This window comes from Mesorhizobium sp. B2-1-1, from assembly GCF_006442975.2.
Lineage (GTDB): Bacteria > Pseudomonadota > Alphaproteobacteria > Rhizobiales > Rhizobiaceae > Mesorhizobium.
This window is the reverse complement of record NZ_CP083954.1, coordinates 2,105,503-2,121,585: the sequence shown is the minus strand read 5'-3', so window position 1 is coordinate 2,121,585 and position 16,083 is coordinate 2,105,503. Positions and strand designations below refer to the sequence as shown.

General features: G+C 63.5%; 19 protein-coding genes. 7 read left to right on the top strand and 12 right to left on the bottom strand.

What is annotated here, in order from left to right; genetic code table 11:
• Nucleotides 1–106: 106 nt before the first annotated feature.
• From FJ972_RS10360 to petA, 3 genes are read right to left on the bottom strand one after another with little or no spacing between them, the layout of a single operon-like run.
• On the bottom strand, nucleotides 107–979 hold the full coding sequence (locus FJ972_RS10360; protein ID WP_140524913.1) for a cytochrome c1: 873 nt from the start codon (nucleotides 977–979) through the stop codon (nucleotides 107–109).
• Nucleotides 980–1,006: 27 nt separating this feature from the next.
• A complete protein-coding gene (locus FJ972_RS10355) occupies nucleotides 1,007–2,308 on the bottom strand; it encodes a cytochrome b (protein ID WP_140496035.1) in 1,302 nt (433 codons plus the stop codon).
• A gap of 16 nt (nucleotides 2,309–2,324) precedes the next feature.
• Nucleotides 2,325–2,885, bottom strand: a complete 561-nt coding sequence (petA, locus tag FJ972_RS10350) for a ubiquinol-cytochrome c reductase iron-sulfur subunit (protein WP_140496036.1) — start codon at nucleotides 2,883–2,885, stop codon at nucleotides 2,325–2,327.
• 311 nt (nucleotides 2,886–3,196) lie between these two features.
• Between petA and FJ972_RS10345 the strand changes: the two genes are divergently transcribed.
• Together FJ972_RS10345 and FJ972_RS10340 are read left to right on the top strand one after the other, a co-directional pair.
• Complete coding sequence (locus FJ972_RS10345; protein ID WP_140496037.1) at nucleotides 3,197–3,541, top strand: cupin domain-containing protein; 345 nt, start codon at nucleotides 3,197–3,199, stop codon at nucleotides 3,539–3,541.
• 146 nt (nucleotides 3,542–3,687) lie between these two features.
• On the top strand, nucleotides 3,688–4,572 hold the full coding sequence (locus FJ972_RS10340; RefSeq protein ID WP_140496038.1) for an alpha/beta fold hydrolase: 885 nt from the start codon (nucleotides 3,688–3,690) through the stop codon (nucleotides 4,570–4,572).
• Here the strand turns inward: FJ972_RS10340 and FJ972_RS10335 are convergent.
• The 5 genes from FJ972_RS10335 to FJ972_RS10315 are packed head-to-tail and all read right to left on the bottom strand — an operon-like array spanning nucleotide 4,553 to nucleotide 9,687.
• Nucleotides 4,553–4,864 (bottom strand): DUF6665 family protein, encoded by a 312-nt coding sequence (locus FJ972_RS10335; protein WP_140524914.1) that lies wholly within the window; start codon nucleotides 4,862–4,864, stop codon nucleotides 4,553–4,555. The genes FJ972_RS10340 and FJ972_RS10335 overlap by 20 nt on opposite strands.
• A 2-nt stretch (nucleotides 4,865–4,866) precedes the next feature.
• The gene (locus FJ972_RS10330; RefSeq protein ID WP_140524915.1) at nucleotides 4,867–5,334 is read right to left on the bottom strand and encodes a GNAT family N-acetyltransferase; all 468 of its coding nucleotides are present in this window, start codon (nucleotides 5,332–5,334) and stop codon (nucleotides 4,867–4,869) included.
• 4 nt (nucleotides 5,335–5,338) lie between these two features.
• Nucleotides 5,339–7,222 carry an ABC transporter ATP-binding protein gene (locus tag FJ972_RS10325; RefSeq protein ID WP_140524916.1) on the bottom strand — a complete coding sequence of 628 codons (1,884 nt, stop codon included), beginning with the start codon at nucleotides 7,220–7,222 and terminating at the stop codon, nucleotides 5,339–5,341.
• Nucleotides 7,223–7,235: 13 nt separating this feature from the next.
• Nucleotides 7,236–9,137, bottom strand: a complete 1,902-nt coding sequence (locus FJ972_RS10320; RefSeq protein ID WP_140524917.1) for an ABC transporter ATP-binding protein — start codon at nucleotides 9,135–9,137, stop codon at nucleotides 7,236–7,238.
• A 28-nt stretch (nucleotides 9,138–9,165) separates the two neighbouring features.
• Nucleotides 9,166–9,687, bottom strand: a complete 522-nt coding sequence (locus FJ972_RS10315; RefSeq protein ID WP_181168391.1) for a hypothetical protein — start codon at nucleotides 9,685–9,687, stop codon at nucleotides 9,166–9,168.
• Between the two features lie 283 nt (nucleotides 9,688–9,970).
• Between FJ972_RS10315 and FJ972_RS10310 the strand changes: the two genes are divergently transcribed.
• Both FJ972_RS10310 and soxR read left to right on the top strand, forming a co-directional pair.
• Entirely contained in the window at nucleotides 9,971–10,444 is a 474-nt protein-coding gene (locus FJ972_RS10310) for a tRNA (cytidine(34)-2'-O)-methyltransferase (protein WP_140516924.1), read from the top strand.
• Between the two features lie 150 nt (nucleotides 10,445–10,594).
• The gene (soxR, locus tag FJ972_RS10305) at nucleotides 10,595–11,065 is read left to right on the top strand and encodes a redox-sensitive transcriptional activator SoxR (protein WP_140496043.1); all 471 of its coding nucleotides are present in this window, start codon (nucleotides 10,595–10,597) and stop codon (nucleotides 11,063–11,065) included.
• A 69-nt stretch (nucleotides 11,066–11,134) separates the two neighbouring features.
• Here soxR and FJ972_RS10300 read toward each other — a convergent pair whose 3' ends face one another.
• Entirely contained in the window at nucleotides 11,135–11,392 is a 258-nt protein-coding gene (locus FJ972_RS10300; protein ID WP_023770299.1) for a hypothetical protein, read from the bottom strand.
• Between the two features lie 119 nt (nucleotides 11,393–11,511).
• On the opposite strand from FJ972_RS10300, the gene hemF reads away from it, so the two are divergent.
• The 3 genes from hemF (at nucleotide 11,512) to FJ972_RS10285 (ending at nucleotide 13,397) form a co-directional block, all read left to right on the top strand.
• On the top strand, nucleotides 11,512–12,426 hold the full coding sequence (gene hemF, locus FJ972_RS10295; RefSeq protein WP_140524918.1) for an oxygen-dependent coproporphyrinogen oxidase: 915 nt from the start codon (nucleotides 11,512–11,514) through the stop codon (nucleotides 12,424–12,426).
• A gap of 309 nt (nucleotides 12,427–12,735) precedes the next feature.
• Entirely contained in the window at nucleotides 12,736–12,996 is a 261-nt protein-coding gene (locus FJ972_RS10290) for a DUF1344 domain-containing protein (protein WP_140524919.1), read from the top strand.
• Nucleotides 12,997–13,211: 215 nt separating this feature from the next.
• Nucleotides 13,212–13,397: a DUF1059 domain-containing protein gene (locus FJ972_RS10285; protein WP_140496047.1), complete on the top strand. Its 186-nt coding sequence runs from the start codon at nucleotides 13,212–13,214 to the stop codon at nucleotides 13,395–13,397.
• Nucleotides 13,398–13,455: 58 nt separating this feature from the next.
• On the opposite strand, the gene FJ972_RS10280 is transcribed toward FJ972_RS10285, so the two are convergent.
• From FJ972_RS10280 to FJ972_RS10270, 3 genes are read right to left on the bottom strand one after another with little or no spacing between them, the layout of a single operon-like run.
• Nucleotides 13,456–14,721 (bottom strand): CCA tRNA nucleotidyltransferase, encoded by a 1,266-nt coding sequence (locus tag FJ972_RS10280; protein ID WP_140524920.1) that lies wholly within the window; start codon nucleotides 14,719–14,721, stop codon nucleotides 13,456–13,458.
• Complete coding sequence (locus FJ972_RS10275; RefSeq protein WP_140524963.1) at nucleotides 14,718–15,350, bottom strand: CoA pyrophosphatase; 633 nt, start codon at nucleotides 15,348–15,350, stop codon at nucleotides 14,718–14,720. The genes FJ972_RS10280 and FJ972_RS10275 overlap by 4 nt, the downstream gene beginning before the upstream one ends.
• 13 nt (nucleotides 15,351–15,363) lie before the next feature.
• Complete coding sequence (locus FJ972_RS10270) at nucleotides 15,364–15,993, bottom strand: DUF1285 domain-containing protein (protein ID WP_140517010.1); 630 nt, start codon at nucleotides 15,991–15,993, stop codon at nucleotides 15,364–15,366.
• Between the last annotated feature and the right edge of the window lie 90 nt (nucleotides 15,994–16,083).

The window sequence follows — 16,083 nt, the reverse complement described above, 5'->3', positions numbered from 1 at the left end:
CAACCGGCTTGTTCGACAACAAAGCGATCACCTCACGCGCCAGCCTCTTCGGCAAGCAAAAAGGGCGCTTCGCGGGCGCCCTTTCTTCAATCTCCGGCCGCGCGGCTTAGTGCGCGACTGCTTCCCAAACCTTGCGCTTGGTCATGTAGACCAGTGCGCCGAACAGGAGCAGGAACACCAGCACCCGGAAGCCGGTTTTCTTGCGGGCTTCCATATGCGGCTCAGCCGCCCACGCCAGGAAAGCGGCGACGTCGCGGGAGTACTGGTCGACGGTCTGCGGCGCGCCGTCGTCATAAGTCACCTGGCCGTCGGAAAGCGGCTTGGGCATCTTCAGCGACACGCCGGACATGAAGTACGGATTGTAGTGCGTGCCTTCCGGGATGACCATTCCAGCCGGAGGCGTCTGGTCGTAGCCGGTCAGCAGCGAGTGGATGTAGTCAGGGCCGCCGGCATCATACTGGGTGAAGATGTCGAAGACGAACTGCGGAAAGCCGCGCTCCACGCCCCGCGCCTTGGCCAGCAGCGACATGTCGGGCGGGGCTGCGCCGCCATTCGAGGCTGCCGCGGCTTCCTCATTGGCGAACGGCGCCGGGAAATGGTCCGACGGCTTGCCGGGACGGTCGAACATGTCGCCGGCGTCGTTGGGGCCGTCATGGATGGTGTACTCGGCCGCCAGCGTCTTGATCTGTGCGTCGGAATAGCCGAGGTCCGAAAGCGTGCGGAATGCCACCAGGTTCATCGAATGGCAGGCCGAGCAGACTTCCTTGTAGACCTTGAGGCCGCGCTGCAGCTGCGCCTTGTCATAGGTGCCAAACGGGCCGGTGAAGCTCCAGTCCATTTCCTTCGGTTCGTTGATCGGGAAATGCGTCGGCGCCGCCGCGTTATGCGCCTCTTCGGCCGCGGTCGCCCAGGTGCCCGTAGCCCCAAGGCCGGCGGCCACAAGGCCGATCAGCGCAAGCGAGGTGAGAATCTTTTTCATGCCAAATCCCCTTAGATTCTCTACCGCTCAGCCCTTGGTCTCAGGTGCGGCCGTGGCGCCCGCCGGATGCCCGCTGCCGCCCTTGTTCTTCTCGAGCACCGCCTCGGTGATCGAGTTCGGCAGCCTGCGTGGCGTCTCGATCAGGCCGAGCACCGGCATGATGATCAGGAAGAAGGCGAAGTAGAACAGCGTCGCCATCTGCGCCATGAACACGTAGCTGCCTTCCGCCGGCTGCGAGCCCAGCCAGCCAAGCAGGATGGCATCGGCCACGAACAGCCAGAAGAACAGCTTGTACCAGGGCCGGTAGACCGCCGAGCGCACCTTGGAGGTGTCGAGCCACGGCACCAGGAACAGCATGGCGATGGCGCCGAACATGCACAGCACGCCGCCGAGCTTGGAGTTGATCGGCCCGATGTTGAAGGTGATGGCGCGCAGGATCGCGTAGAACGGCAGGAAGTACCATTCCGGAACGATGTGGGCCGGCGTCTTCAGCGGGTTGGCGACCGTGTAGTTGTCGGGGTGGCCGAGATAGTTCGGCAGGTAGAAGACGAAATAGGCGAAGAAGAACAGGAACACGATCATGCCGAACGCGTCCTTGATGGTCGCGTAAGGGGTGAAGGCGACGGTGTCGGTCTTCGACTTCACCTCGATGCCGGTCGGGTTCGACTGGCCCACGACATGCAGCGCCCAGATGTGCAGCACGACCACGCCGGCGATCATGAACGGCAGCAGGTAATGCAGCGCGAAGAAGCGATTGAGGGTCGGATTGTCGACCGCGAAACCGCCGAGCAGAAGCTGCTGGATCCAGTCGCCGACCAGTGGAATGGCGCTGAAGAAGCCGGTGATGACGGTGGCGCCCCAGAAACTCATCTGGCCCCACGGCAGCACGTAGCCCATGAAGCCGGTCGCCATCATCAGGAGGTAGATGATGCAGCCGAGGATCCACAGCAGCTCGCGCGGCGCCTTGTAGGAGCCGTAATAGAGGCCGCGGAAGATATGGATGTAGACCGCGACGAAGAAGAACGAGGCGCCGTTGGCATGCATGTAGCGCAGCAGCCAGCCGGAATTCACGTCGCGCATGATCTTTTCGACCGAATCGAAAGCGAGATTGGTGTCGGATGTGTAGTGCATGGCCAGCACGATCCCGGTCAGGATCTGCGCCACCAGCATGATCGACAGGATGCCGCCGAAGGTCCAGGCATAGTTGAGGTTGCGCGGCACCGGATAGGCGACGAAGCTGTCATAGATCAGCCGCGGCAGAGGCATGCGCGCATCGAACCAGCGCTCGATACCGGTCTTGGGCGTATAGGTCGAGTGTCCCTCGCTCATCGAAATATCCCCTGCCTCAACCGATAAGGATCTTGGTATCGGAAATGAACTTGAATACCGGCACAGCCATGTTCTCGGGCGCCGGGCCTTTGCGGATGCGGCCGGCGGTATCGTATTGCGAACCGTGGCACGGGCAGAACCAGCCGCCGAAATCGCCTTCCTGGCCGAGCGGAATGCAGCCCAGATGCGTGCAGACCTGAACCATCACCATCCAGGCTTCCTTGCCGGGCGTGGTGCGGTTGGCGTCGGTCGCCGGCGCGTCGGCCGGCAGGTTGGCGTTGCGGGCGATCGGATCCTTGAGATCGGCGAGATTGACGGCCTCGCCGTCCTTCATCTCCTTTTCGGTGCGGTTGCGCACCACCACCGGCTTGCCGCGCCACTTGACGATCAGCGACATGCCCGGCGTCAGCGAGGAGACGTCGACCTCGACCGAGGCGAGCGCCAGCGTCGAGGCATCGGGGCGCATCTGGTCGATGAACGGCCACGCGACGGCGCCCGCGCCGACCACGGCGGCCATGCCGGTGGCGACGTAGAGAAAATCTCGACGGTTGGGATCCTGGGTGTCGGTTGCGCTCACGGGTGCCTGATCCTTTCGCCTCTTCCGTGCCGGTGGGCGAGCCTTGTTCCCCGCTCATTCACGCCAACCCGACAGCGCATGGCGAACAGGCTAGCGAATTCCTCCGGCATTTGGACTTCGGTTTATGCGTGAAGCCCGTTTTTGTCCAGACGGGTGAAGGCACAAGGGCAGATTGTCGCGGGGACGAAATCCGGCACCGCGCGACAAGGCGGCGGATGACCGTGAAACACCGCCAAACAGCCGGGAAACAGTAGCGAATCCGGGGGCCAGCCTCGCCTCGACACCTGGCTCCGGGGGTCTATCCTGCCCCCATGGCGCATGTCATAGACCGCGAGGAATGGGCTGTTCGCCCCGACCGCTGGAAGGGCGAGTTGCAATGTGCCCCCTACGGTTCCAACTCCTGCCTGATCTTCAACTACCTGCCGGAGACCGGCGGCGGACCGCGCCTGCATTCCCATCCCTACGCCGAGATCTTCATCATCCGCCAGGGCATCGGCCTGTTCACGGTCGGCGGTGAGGAGATCGAGGCCTCTGCCGGCCAGATCGTCATCGTGCCGCCCGGCACGCCGCACAAATTCACCAATCTCGGCCCCGGCCCGCTGGAAACGACCGACATCCACGAGAACGGCACTTTCATTACCCAATGGCTGGAGTGATCCAGGACCAGGTGATTCCTGGAAAAGCGCAATTCCTGGAAAAGTATGAAACGGTTTCCGTCCGCAAACGGGTCAAACAATCCAGCCCTGTCGGTCTTCCGATCGCCGCCTAGATCTATGGCATAGGCAGCCGGCAGGGTCAGGACATGCAAACCTCGAACATCGAAATCGAAGGGCTTAGCATAGCGATCCGCGAGGCGGGCCCGGCTGAAGCGCCTGCATTCCTGCTGCTGCACGGCTGGCCGCAAAGCTCCTATGCGTTCGAAGGGGTGATCGGCCGGCTGGCTGCCGAGTACCGTGTCGTCGCACCTGACCTGCCGTGCATCGGCGGCTCGCAAGGCATGCCTGAGGCCGGCGACAAGAGAACTCTGGCGAGGCTGATGAGAGGCGTTGCCGAGGCCTGCGGGCTGCGGCACCTCTTGGCGGCCGGTCATGATGTCGGCGGCCAGATCGTGTTCGCCCTGCTGCGCGACCATCCCGAGATCCTTTCCGGCGCGGCGATCATGGATGTCGCTGTTCCGGGTGTCGCGCCATGGGAAGAGGTCATTCGCAATCCGCGGATCTGGCACTTTGCCTTCCATGCCGTCCCGGCGCTACCGGAAACGCTGGTGAGCGGCCACCAAAGCACCTATTTCGACTTCTTCTTCAATGTGCTTTCGAAGGATCGGACATCGATCCCGGCGCAGGCCAGGGAAATCTATGCGAGAGCCTATTCCCGGCCTGAAAGCCTCCAGGCCGGTTTCGATTGGTATCGCGCCTTCCCCGAAGATGCCAAAGCCAATGCTGCACGGCCCGCGACGCCTACAGCGATTCCGGTGCTGTATCTCAGGGGCTCGGCCGAGTCCGGCGATATCGGCGACTATGTCGAGGGCCTTAGGGCCGCCGGGCTTTCGAATGTCGAGGGCGACATCATTGCCGACAGCGGGCACTTCGTCCCCGATGAGAACCCCGAAGCGCTCGCCAGCCGCCTGGCGAGATTCCACAGGGAAATCGGCGCGGCAAGCGCCAACCCTACATGGCGCCGAGCCTGACCAGCACCGCCGTCGGGATGTTGTATTCGCGGATGACGGCATCGTGCTTTCGAAGGCCGCACAGTTCGCGCTGAATGAAATAGCCATGCACCGCCACCGCCGCCTCCTTGAGCAGCCTGGGACGCAACTGCTCGTCGCCATTGTTGCGCAGCCGGGCCAGCGTTTCTTCGACGCGCTGTCCGGCGCGGCCGAGCGCCGCCGCCTTCTCGGCAAGGACTTCATGGCCGAGCGCGTCGAAGGCGGCTTCGGCGGCCGAGGCACTGGTCAGACGGGACGGCGGGCGCAAGGACATTTTCAACCTCCTTTCGCGAAAATCATCCGGTGCGTGACGAATTCTTCGCCCGCCACCGGCGCGAAGCCAAGCCGCTCATAGAAGCCGAAGGCGTCCTGCGGCGCACGGGTGTTGAGCACCGCGAAATGGTGACGAGCCCTGTCGACAACGGTCTCGCCCAGCATCCGGCCAAGGCCCGTGCGCCGATGGCGCGCGCCAACGAACAAATGCCGGACCCGGCCATGGTCCCTGCCCTCGAAATAAGGATCGATGTTCAGCCCGCACACGCCGGCGAGTTCTCCGCCGTGCCAGGCTCCGAACAGTGCCTCGCCTCTTTTCAGGAACTTGTTGCGGCCGCTTGCCCAGCCGTCGCGAAGCCGCACCAGCATCCAGTAGCCCTCCCGCCGGCTCTCTTCCATCAGCGTATCGAAGGCCGGTGTCGTCGGCCGCAGCCGTTTCAGCAGATAGCCGATCTCGTCGGTCGCGCCCATGCCGCTACTCCGCCGGCCGCGTCTCTTCCAGCACGCTTTCCTCGTGATAGAGGAAGCCGCCGGACTGACGCTTCCACAGCCGCGCGTAGAGCCCGTCGAGCGCCACCAGTTCGTCATGCGTGCCTTGTTCGACAATGCGGCCGCCGTCGAGCACGACGAGGCGGTCAAGCGCGGCGATGGTCGACAGCCGGTGGGCGATGGCTATGACCGTCTTGCCTTCCATCAGCCGCGTCAGGTTTTCCTGGATCGCCGCCTCGATGTCGGAATCGAGTGCCGAGGTCGCCTCGTCCAGGATCAGGATCGGCGCATCCTTGAGGAAGACACGCGCGATCGCCACGCGCTGGCGCTGGCCGCCCGACAGTTTGACGCCGCGCTCGCCGACATAGGCCTCGTAGCCCTGTCGGTCGCGATTGTCGCGCAAGGTCAGGATGAAATCATGCGCCTCGGCTTTCCTGGCCGCCGCGATCACCTGCGCGTCGGTGGCGTCGGGCATGCCGAGTTTGATATTGTCGCGCAGCGAACGGTGGAAAAGCGCTGTGTCCTGACTGACGACGCCGATATTGGCGCGCAGCGAATTTTGCGTCACCTGCGAGACATCCTGGCCGTCGATGGCGATCTTTCCGCCTTCGAGTTCGTACAGCCGCAGGATAAGGTTGGCGAGCGTGGTCTTGCCGGCGCCGGACGGCCCGACCAGCCCGACCTTCTCGCCCGGCCGCACCACGAGATCGATGCCGTTGAGCACGCCGAACCCCTTGCCGTAGTGGAACTCGACATTCTTCACCTCGATGCGCCCGCCGGCCACGACCAGTTCCCGGGCGTCGGGTGCGTCGACCAAACCGAGCGGCTGCGAGATCAGCGCCTTGGAATTCTCCAGCACGCCGAGATTGCGCAGGATGCTGTTGAGCTGCATCATCAGCCGGCCAAGCAGCATGTTGAGCCGCAGCACCAGCGATAGCGTGAAGGCGACCGCGCCGACGGTAATCGAGCCCTCGACCCAGAGATAGACGGCAAAGCAGCCGATCGCCGTGATCATGATGCCCGACAGCGTCGTCAGCGCCATGCGCACGCCGGTCAGCCGGCGCGTGAACGGGCGCAACGCGTCGAGATAGATGTCGAAGCCGCTCCTGATGTAGCGGTCGTCGCCATCGGCGGAGAACAGTTTCAGCGTCTGTACGTTGGAGTAGGAATCGACGATGCGGCCGGTGATCATCGACCCCGCCTCGGCGGTCGCCTCGGCATGTTTGCGGATTGCCGGCAGATAGAGCCTGGCCAGCCAGGCGAAGGCCGCGATCCAGATCACCACCAGCACTGCGAGCCTGATATCGAGCCCCGCGACCAGCGCCAGCGTCGTCACCGTATAGACGATCATGAACCAGACGACCTCGATGAAGCTTTCCATCAGGTCGCCGGTCGCTTGCCCAGCCTGCCAGACTTTTGTCGCGATGCGGCCGGCGAAATCGTTCTGGAAGAAGGAGTAGGACTGGCGCGACACGTGCCGGTGCGCCTGCCAACGCACCAGATTGTAGAAGCCAGGCGTGATCGTCTGCTCGTCGACCAGGGCCGACAGGCCGACGACGATGGTGCGGACGACCAGCACCACGACGATCATGAACACAAGTTCCGGCCCGGCGGCCGTCCACAGCGCATGCCAGCTGCGTTCGCCGGGAAGCTGGTCAAGGATGTCGACCAGCCGCCCGACAAAGTAGAACAGCCCGGCCTCGACCAGCGGCGCGATGCCGCCGATGACCAGCATGGCGAAGAAGGCGAACTTGGCCTGGCCGACATAGTGCCAGAGAAAACCGGCGACGCCGGACGGCGGCCGAAGATTCGTGGGCTCCCTGAACGGATAGACCCAGTTCTCGAACCAGCGATAGACGGCTGTCATCATGCGGCGGCGGCCATCATTCAGCGGCTTGTCCCTTTGCGCCAACGTCATTGGCAACAACGTCGCTTGCGACACCGATCGGGCCGTCATCCAGCAGGAAACCGCCCGACTGGCGCTGCCAGAGCTGCGCGTAGAGCCCGCCCTTGGCCACCAATTCCTCGTGCGAACCTTCCTCGATGACGCGGCCCTGGTCCATCACCACAAGCCTGTCCATCGCCGCGATGGTCGACAGCCGGTGGGCGATGGCGATGACGGTCTTGCCTTGCATGAGCTTGTAGAGGTTCTCCTGGATGGCCGCTTCCGCCTCGGAATCCAGCGCCGACGTCGCCTCGTCAAGGATAAGTATGGGCGCGTCCTTCAACATAACGCGAGCGATGGCGATGCGTTGCCGCTGGCCGCCGGACAGTTTGACGCCGCGGTCGCCGACATAGGCATCGAATCCCTTGCGGCCGCTATGGTCCGAAAGCCCGGCGATGAAGTCCAGCGCCTCGGCGCGCCGCGCAGCCTCGACAAGCATGTCGTCGCTGGCGTCGGGCCGGCCATAGAGGATGTTTTCGCGCACCGAACGATGCAGCAACGAGGTGTCCTGCGTGACCATGCCGATCTGGGCGCGCAGTGAATCCTGTTTCACCGCTGCGATCTCCTGGCCGTCGATCAGGATACGGCCGGCTTCGAGGTCGTAGAACCGCAGCAGAAGATTGACCAGCGTCGACTTGCCGGCGCCGGAGCGGCCGACAATGCCAACCTTCTCGCCCGGCTTCACCGCCAGCGACAGGTTCTCGATGACGCCCTTCTGCTTGCCATAGTGGAAGCGGATGTCCTCGAAGCGTATCTCGCCTTTGGAGACCGTGATCTCCTTCGCACCGGGCCTGTCCTCGACAAGGCGCGGCAGCGAAATCGAGGCGATGCCGTCCTGCACCGTGCCGATATTCTCGAACAGGCCCGACATTTCCCACATGATCCACTGCGACATGCCCCACATCCGCAGAACCAGGCCGATGACCACGGCGACCGCGCCGATCGTCACCGCCTGGCCCAGCCACAGCCACAACGAGATGGCGGTAACCGAGAACAGGAGAAGCGCATTCAGGATGTAGAGCGAGCCGAACAGCACCGTCACCAGCCGCATCGACCGGTAGACCGTGTCGAGGAAGCCCATCATGCCCTCCTTGGCGAAGGAGGCCTCGCGGCGGGCATGGCTGAACAGCTTGACCGTCTGGATGTTGGAGTAGCTGTCGACAACGCGGCCGGTCATGACCGAGCGCGCATTGGCCTGTTCCTCGCCGACCTTGCCCAGCCGAGGAATGAAATAGCGCAGCAGAAGGATGTAGCCGACCATCCACACGCCGAGCGGTGCGGCCAGCCGCCAGTCGGCCGAGCCGACGATGAGCAGCATGCCGAGGAAATAGACGATGACGTAGTTCAGGACGTCGATCACCTTGATCACGCATTCGCGCACGGCGAGCGCCGTCTGCATCAGCTTGGTGGCGATGCGGCCGGCGAATTCGTCCTGGTAGAAGCTCATCGACTGCTTGAGCAGATAGCGATGCACCTGCCAGCGGATACGCATGGGATAGTTGCCCATCAGCGTCTGCTGGTTGAGCAGCGAATGCAGCCATACCGTGCCAGGCAGCGCGAACAGCACGATGAAGGCCATGCTGGCGAGCTTCCAGCCCTCCGTCTGCAGGAAGGTTTCGCGGTTCTGCGCCGAAAGCCAGTCGACGATGCGGCCGAGGAAGCCGAACATCCACACTTCCGCGATGGCGATTGCCGCCACCAGCACCGCATCGACCAGGATATAGGGCCATGCGCCGCGCGTGTAATGCAGGCAGAAGGCAACCAGCGTCTTGGGCGGCTCGACCGGCTCCGCGCCCGGGAACGGATCGAGCCTTTTTTCAAACCAGCTAAACAACAACATAGGTCATGCTCATGAAATCTGTTTCCGCTCACGCGGCGCGTGAACGTACGAAGTCCTCGGACCGCATGGCGCCGAGGGCCGACGGTCCGGAATCATCCGGACCGTCGGCCTTGCTTCGCGCTATATAGGGGTTCGCGGGCTTTTCGCCGACAGGCTCTTTTGTTGATCCTGACGGTGCGGTGTCGACAAGGCGGATCTTCGCGCCCGGCCGGATCGCCCGGATGATACGGCGCACCAACGAGGGCCGGCTCGGGTCGGGAACCGCGCGCGAGAAATCGACATCGGGCAGCATGCCGCGATGCGGACGCCGGCGAACCTCGGCGTGGACCGCCGACGAATACGTTTCGCCGATCAGCAGCGCCCAGGTCGGCAGCCGGTGGATATGCAGGCTCCTCGAGCCCGGTATTCTGTAGGGATCGAACATCGGTCCGTCCTCCGTGTGAAAATAGAGATAAAAAGGGTGTTCGACGTCCTGCCGCGGGATCGGCGGCTGATCAGTCGAGACGCGTTGGGGCGGGGCCATCGGCCCCTTCGGCAGCTTGAAAAACATCGCAGGATTCCTTCGAAGACCAGGGAATGGTTTCGGCGGAAATCGGTGCGGAAGCGTCTAAGAGATCAGGAGAACCGTCGTACCGAAACCGCCAGCGGGCATGTAAGCCCACGGAGAGGGTGCTGGATGTGCATGGTCATCATGAATTACCCCTCCTTCGGTTCGGGTTGACAATGTACGCTGTATACCCGACTTCGCAGAAAATGGCCACCCGCAGGTCCAGCAATTTCCAAAACCGCGAAGCCGCTGTGGCCGATTTGCCACTTAATAGAAGGATGCGGAAATGAACGACCGTCTCCGCATCGCCCTGTACCAGCCTGACATCGCCGGCAACACCGGCACAATCCTGCGCTTCGCCGCCTGCCTCGGGATCGGCGTCGACATCATCGAACCGACCGGCTTTCCGCTCTCCGATAAAGCGCTCAGGCGCGCCGGCATGGATTACCTCGAAATGGCTGCCCTGACCCGGCATGTCGACTGGCACGCCTTCGAGGAGTGGCGCAAGGCCCGCGCGCGCCGGCTGGTGCTGCTGTCGACCAAGGCCGCGACCCCATACACCAGCTTCAACTTCGCCACTGGCGATATCCTTTTGTTCGGCCGTGAATCCGCAGGCGTGCCGGATCCGGTCCATCAGGCGGCGGACGCGCGGCTGACGATCCCGATGCAGGCCGGCGCGCGCAGCATCAATGTGGCGCTCTCCGCCGCCATGGTGGCCGGCGAAGCCACGCGACAACTGGGCCAGAATGCCATCCGCTGAAGCGGCGGCCACGGTCCCGCCGGCGCCCGCGACACGGCCCTCGCCCGTCATTCTCACCCAGGCGCACATCGCCATCTCCTGTCGTTTGCATGTCGATGGCTTCTTCGCTACAAGCTCAACTTAACTTGAGGTCAAGCGGAAAAGTGCGAGATGGCGCCAGCAGCGGAATTAACGGTTGGCCAAGTGGCCGCGCGCAGCGGTGTCGCGGTGTCGGCGCTGCATTTCTACGAAGCTCGCGGCCTGATCCGCAGCCACCGCACGTCAGGCAACCAGCGCCGCTACGGCCGCGACGTGCTAAGGCGCGTGGCCATCATCAAGATCGCGCAGGAGGTCGGCATTTCGCTGGCCGAGATAGCGACGGCGCTTCAATCCCTACCCGAGGGCCGCACCCCGACGCGCGACGACTGGAGCCTGCTGTCGACCGCCTGGCGCGACGGGCTCGACCGCAAGATCGGTCAATTGAAGAAATTGCGCGACGGGCTGACCGACTGCATCGGCTGCGGCTGCATGTCGATCGACAAATGTCCGCTCCGCAACAAGGATGACCGGCTGGCCAGGGAAGGAACAGGGGCGAGAAGGCTGGTTCTTCCTTCTCTCGGTTCACGGAGAGAAGGTGCCTGAGCGTAGTGAAGGCGGATACAAGGGGCCGCGCCTGTATTGGGTTGTCCCCGTAAACAGGGCGAGGAAATCCTAATCCGCCGCCGGCAGGCGCCTTATGGTGAATTCGATCAAATCGCCCGGCCGCTCGAACCAGCTTTCGATCTCGGTCCAGTAAGCCTGCTTGGGGAAGCGCTCGAACCATTCCTTTGCCTTCAGGCGAGCGTCTGAACGCGGCAGGACGAAGGTTTCGCGCAAAAATCCGTCGCGCGGCATGCGCGCGCGTTCAGCCCGGCTTTGATCGAGCCTTTTCTTCAGGCCATCCAACGGCGGTCTTGCCGGGGTGCGCACGAAGGTCTCCTTGCTCCGATCAGATCAGACTTGACCCTTTCCCCTAAGAGATTAGGGATCGCGCCGGCAAAAGACGAGTCATTTGTAGGGGCCGGCCGCCCCGAAACCGGAGACAGCACTTGGAACGACCTGAAATACCGGCTGGCCTGCCCGCCGACATCGAAGAAAAGAAAATGAAGGCACGCCTGTGGTTCGAGGCATTGCGCGAACGCATCTGCGGTGCTTTCGAGCAGATCGAGCAGGATCTCCAGGGCCCGCTCGCTTCGTGGTCGCCGGGTCGGTTCGAAAGGACGCCGTGGGAGCGTGATTCCGGCAAGGGTGGTGGCGGAACCATGTCGATGATGCACGGCCGAGTCTTCGAGAAGGTTGGCGTCCACACCTCGACGGTTTACGGCGAATTCTCGCCCGAATTCAGGAAGCAGATGCCCGGCGCCGAGGAGGACCCGCGCTTCTGGGCATCCGGCATTTCGCTGATCGCGCACCCTTGGAACCCCAACGTTCCGGCCGTGCACATGAATACGCGCATGGTCGTCACCTCGCGCCACTGGTTCGGCGGCGGCGCCGACCTCACCCCGGTGCTCGACCGACGCCGCACACAGGACGACCCTGACACAATGGCCTTCCACCGCGCCATGCAGTTCGCCTGCGAGAAGAACGCCGGCATCGCCGACCATGCGAAATTCAAGGCCTGGTGCGACGAGTATTTCTTCCTTCCGCATCGCAACGAGCCGCGCGGCACCGGCGGCATCTTTTTCGACTGGCTGCATTCGGGCGAGGACAAAGGCGGCTGGAATGCCGATTTCAACTTCGTCCAGGATGTCGGGCGCGCTTTTCTCGTGGTCTACGGCCATCTGGTGCGGGGTAATTTTAACGAGAACTGGACCGATGGCGACCGCGACGAACAGCTCATCCGTCGCGGCCGTTACGTCGAGTTCAACCTGCTTCACGATCGCGGCACCATCTTCGGCCTGAAAACCGGCGGAAACGTCGCCTCGATCCTCTCCAGCCTGCCGCCGGAGGCTCGCTGGCCGTAAAAAGATGGTGAGCGCGCCGTGAGCCGCATTGATGTCCCATTCGCTGCGAAATGGGCACCGAATGTGGCGCGGGAGCCGTCGCAAAGTTTCTTTTTCGTCTAATAGGCATCGGAAAAGACTAGGCTATTTGTCGGGACGGGTCGGGAAGCGCCGGCGGTTCGCCTGCGCAATTCCAGGAGTGCAGAGCGGTTCTCCGTTCGGAATTGCGTCAGAACGAAGCGGATCGCGACTCGACGCAACCGGACGGCCCAGGACGATGCGGGACACCTCTGCCAAAAGGGTGCCCGCGCTTTCCAGGAGTACTTCGCAATGCGCAAGATCATTGTTTCGGCCGCAGCGGTTGCCATTCTTGCTTCCGGTTCGGTGGCATTCGCCGCCGTCAAGCACACCACCGGCACGATCAAGACCTTTGATACGGCGTCCAAAAGCCTGGTTCTCGACAATGGATCGTCTTTTACGCTTCCCCGGACCTTCAAGGATCCTGGCCTGAAGGTCGGCGAGAAGGTCAGAGTTTCATGGGACATGAGCGGCAAGGATAAGGTTGCCGAGGCAGTCAAGATCATGAAGTGATGACCTGCCCATAGGGCTGGCGTAAGAGGGCGGAGCAGCGCTGCTCCGCCTTTTTGTCGTTGACGGCAATCAATGCCACCCCATCTGTGTTATGGTTTCACCCGCTCGTGGTCCAACCAGTCTCAAGGTCGGACAACGCGCCAAGAAGATGCGGAGTCCCTGCCGCCTTTTGCAGGGCGGTCGACCGGACTCCATGGAGGAAAAGGAGAAATCCCATGAAGGAATTCCACTGCGGCTCGCTCGTTCCAGGTTGTGAATGGCACACGCGCGCCGAAGAGGAAGCCGAGGTCATGCGCCGTGCCGTCGAACATATGCGCGAGACGCATGGCGAGACGATCATCCGCGAAACGATGATCGAAGCGATCCGCTCGCGCATCGAGAAGGTCCGCGACGCCGCCTGATTTGGAGCAAGTTCCGGAAATCGCGGCGATTTCCGCCCGGATTGCGTTGACTGATGCTTTATCCGGCCTTCAGGGCCTGCGCGGCGCGCTTGAGCAGCGCGTCGCGATCGGGCCCAAACCCGGCATCGACCCATTCCGCTTCGAGATTCCTGAGGATCGCGCCGAGTTTTGGCCCGGGCATCCCCCCGATCGCCGTCAGATCGGCGCCCTTGAGCGGAAACACGGGCCTTTCCCATCTCAATGCGAAGGCGAGAAGTCGGGAAAAGCCGCCTGCCTCGATGAGCGCATCGGTCTGGTCCACCGCGCGCACCCGTGCCGCTGCGAGTGACAGGCGAAGCCGGTCGACGACCCCCTGCCGGTCGCCGCGGTAGAGCGTCTTGGCCAGTTCGCCTTCGGTCGTTTTCGGCTCGATTCCCGGCGTAAGCGCCCAGTCGCGCAAACGGTTTGCTTCCGCCGTCGACAGTCTCAGCCGCTCGGCCAGCGTCTTCATGCGCGCCGCATCCGGCGGCACGATCGCCTCCAGCCTGAGCAGTGGGTCCGCGGTCCAGCCCAGATCCTTCTCGGCTCTGGCCAGGCCGTGGATCGCGTCGATGCCCCATTTCTCGCTTTCCGGCAGCACGCTGGTCAAAACGCTTGCCTGCCGCATCCACAACAGCGCGCGGGACGGATCGGCCGCCGACAACAGCTTCTTGAGTTCGGACCAGACGCGCTCGGCCGAGAGCTGCACGAGCCCTCCCTTCAGCCGGGCGCAAGCCTTCAGCCCCTCGGCGTCCGGCCGGCCTTCGCCATACCAGGCGAAGAAGCGGAAAAAGCGCAGGATACGCAGATAGTCCTCGCGGATACGCGCTTCCGGATCGCCGATGAAGCGCAGCCGGCGCCCCTCTATGTCGGCGACGCCGCCGACCAGATCGACGACCGTGCCGTCGGCTTCCGCGTAGAGCGCATTGATGGTGAAGTCGCGCCGTTCGGCATCAAGCTTCCAGTCTCGCCCGAACGACACCTTGGCGCGGCGGCCGTCGGTCTCGATATCCGCGCGCAGCGTGGTGATTTCATAAGGCTTGCCGCCGGCAATCACGGTGATCGTGCCGTGCTCGATGCCGGTCGGAACCGTCTTGAACCTCGCCGCCTCGGCGCGGCGGATTGTCTCCTGCGGTAGGCAGGTGGTGGCGATGTCGATGTCGGCGACGGGCTGGCCGATCAGCGTGTTACGCACCGCGCCGCCGGCGACCCGCGCTGCCTCGCCGCCGCTCGCCAGAATGGCAAGCAGGCGCTGCAGATGCTTGTCGCCGAGCCAGTCGGCCCTGTCGGCGATCGAGACCTTCACCCATAGAGCCTTTCATAGAGCGTGCGGATGATGCCGGCGGTGACGCCCCAGATGCGCCGGTCGCCATAGGGCATATCGTAGAAGAACCATTCGAGATCGTTCCAAATGCGGCTGTCCCTGATGTGGTTGGCCGGATCCATGAGGAAGCGCAGCGGCACTTCGAAGGCCAAGTCGACCTCCTCGGCATTGAGTGTCAACTGGAAAGGCGGCCGCACGATGCCCAGCACCGGCGCGATCCTGTAACCGCTGCCCGCGACATAATCGGGCATGCGGCCGATGACCTCGATATGGTCCCGGCCAAGGCCGATTTCCTCGAAAGCCTCGCGCAGCGCCGCCGCTTCCGGACTGGCGTCGGTCGGATCGATCGTCCCGCCGGGAAAGGCCACCTGCCCGGAATGGTTGCGCAGCGTCTCGGCCCGCTTGGTCAAAAGAACCGTGGCATCGTCCTGGTGATCGACGATCGGGATCAGCACCGCCGCTTCGCGCAGCGGTTTCGCCCGGTGGAGGCGCGGATGGCCTGGATTGAAGCGATGATCGCCATAGTCGTCGCCGGCATGCGCCTGCGGCTGCGCGGCAAAGCGCGCGCGCAAATCGGCAATGGAAAAGGGCGTCGGCGTCACCTGGTCCATCATGAACTGTCCGTCACGCGCTCAGCTGCCTCAGCCTGTCGGCCGGCATGATCGGATAGGCCTGGCCTTTCGAACGAACGGCAAACATCAACCTGCCGCCGATCTCGATCTCCTCGCCATGCTCGACCAGTTCGTACATCACCGGCCGCGCCACCAGCGCCTCCAGCCGCCCGCGCACCAGCACATAAGGCTTCAGCCCGCCGGTCTCGTGCTCGTCGACGAAGCGCAGCGGCCGCTCCGGTCCGGCCTCGACGACGTCGCCGACATTGGTGCGGAACGTGATGATCTGGCCCTCGCCGCTGCCCGAGACATCCATCTCGACGGCGATGAAGGGTGCGTCGGCGACGCGGATGCCGACCTTTTCCACCGGCGTCACCAGATAGGTCCTGCCGTCCGCGTCCTTGCGCAGCACCGAGGAAAAAAGCTGTACCAGCGGCATGCGGCCGATCGGCGTGCCGAGATAGAACCAGGTGCCGTCAGCCTTGATTTCCATATCCAAATCGCCGCAGAAGTCGGGATTCCAGCGCTCCACCGGGGCCGGCCCCTTGCCGGCGCGGGCCGCACGCGAGATCAGCGCCTCGAGGCCGCGCGCCTCGGTCGCGGCCGCCAGGCTTTGCTGTCTTTGTTCGGAGCCCTCTGCCATCGTCACGAAATAGTCACTGTTGTTGCGCTTGTCAGCCTAACTCTGTGATTTAAATTTGAAGGCAGGCGCCAGACGGAGCCGAATCGCGGC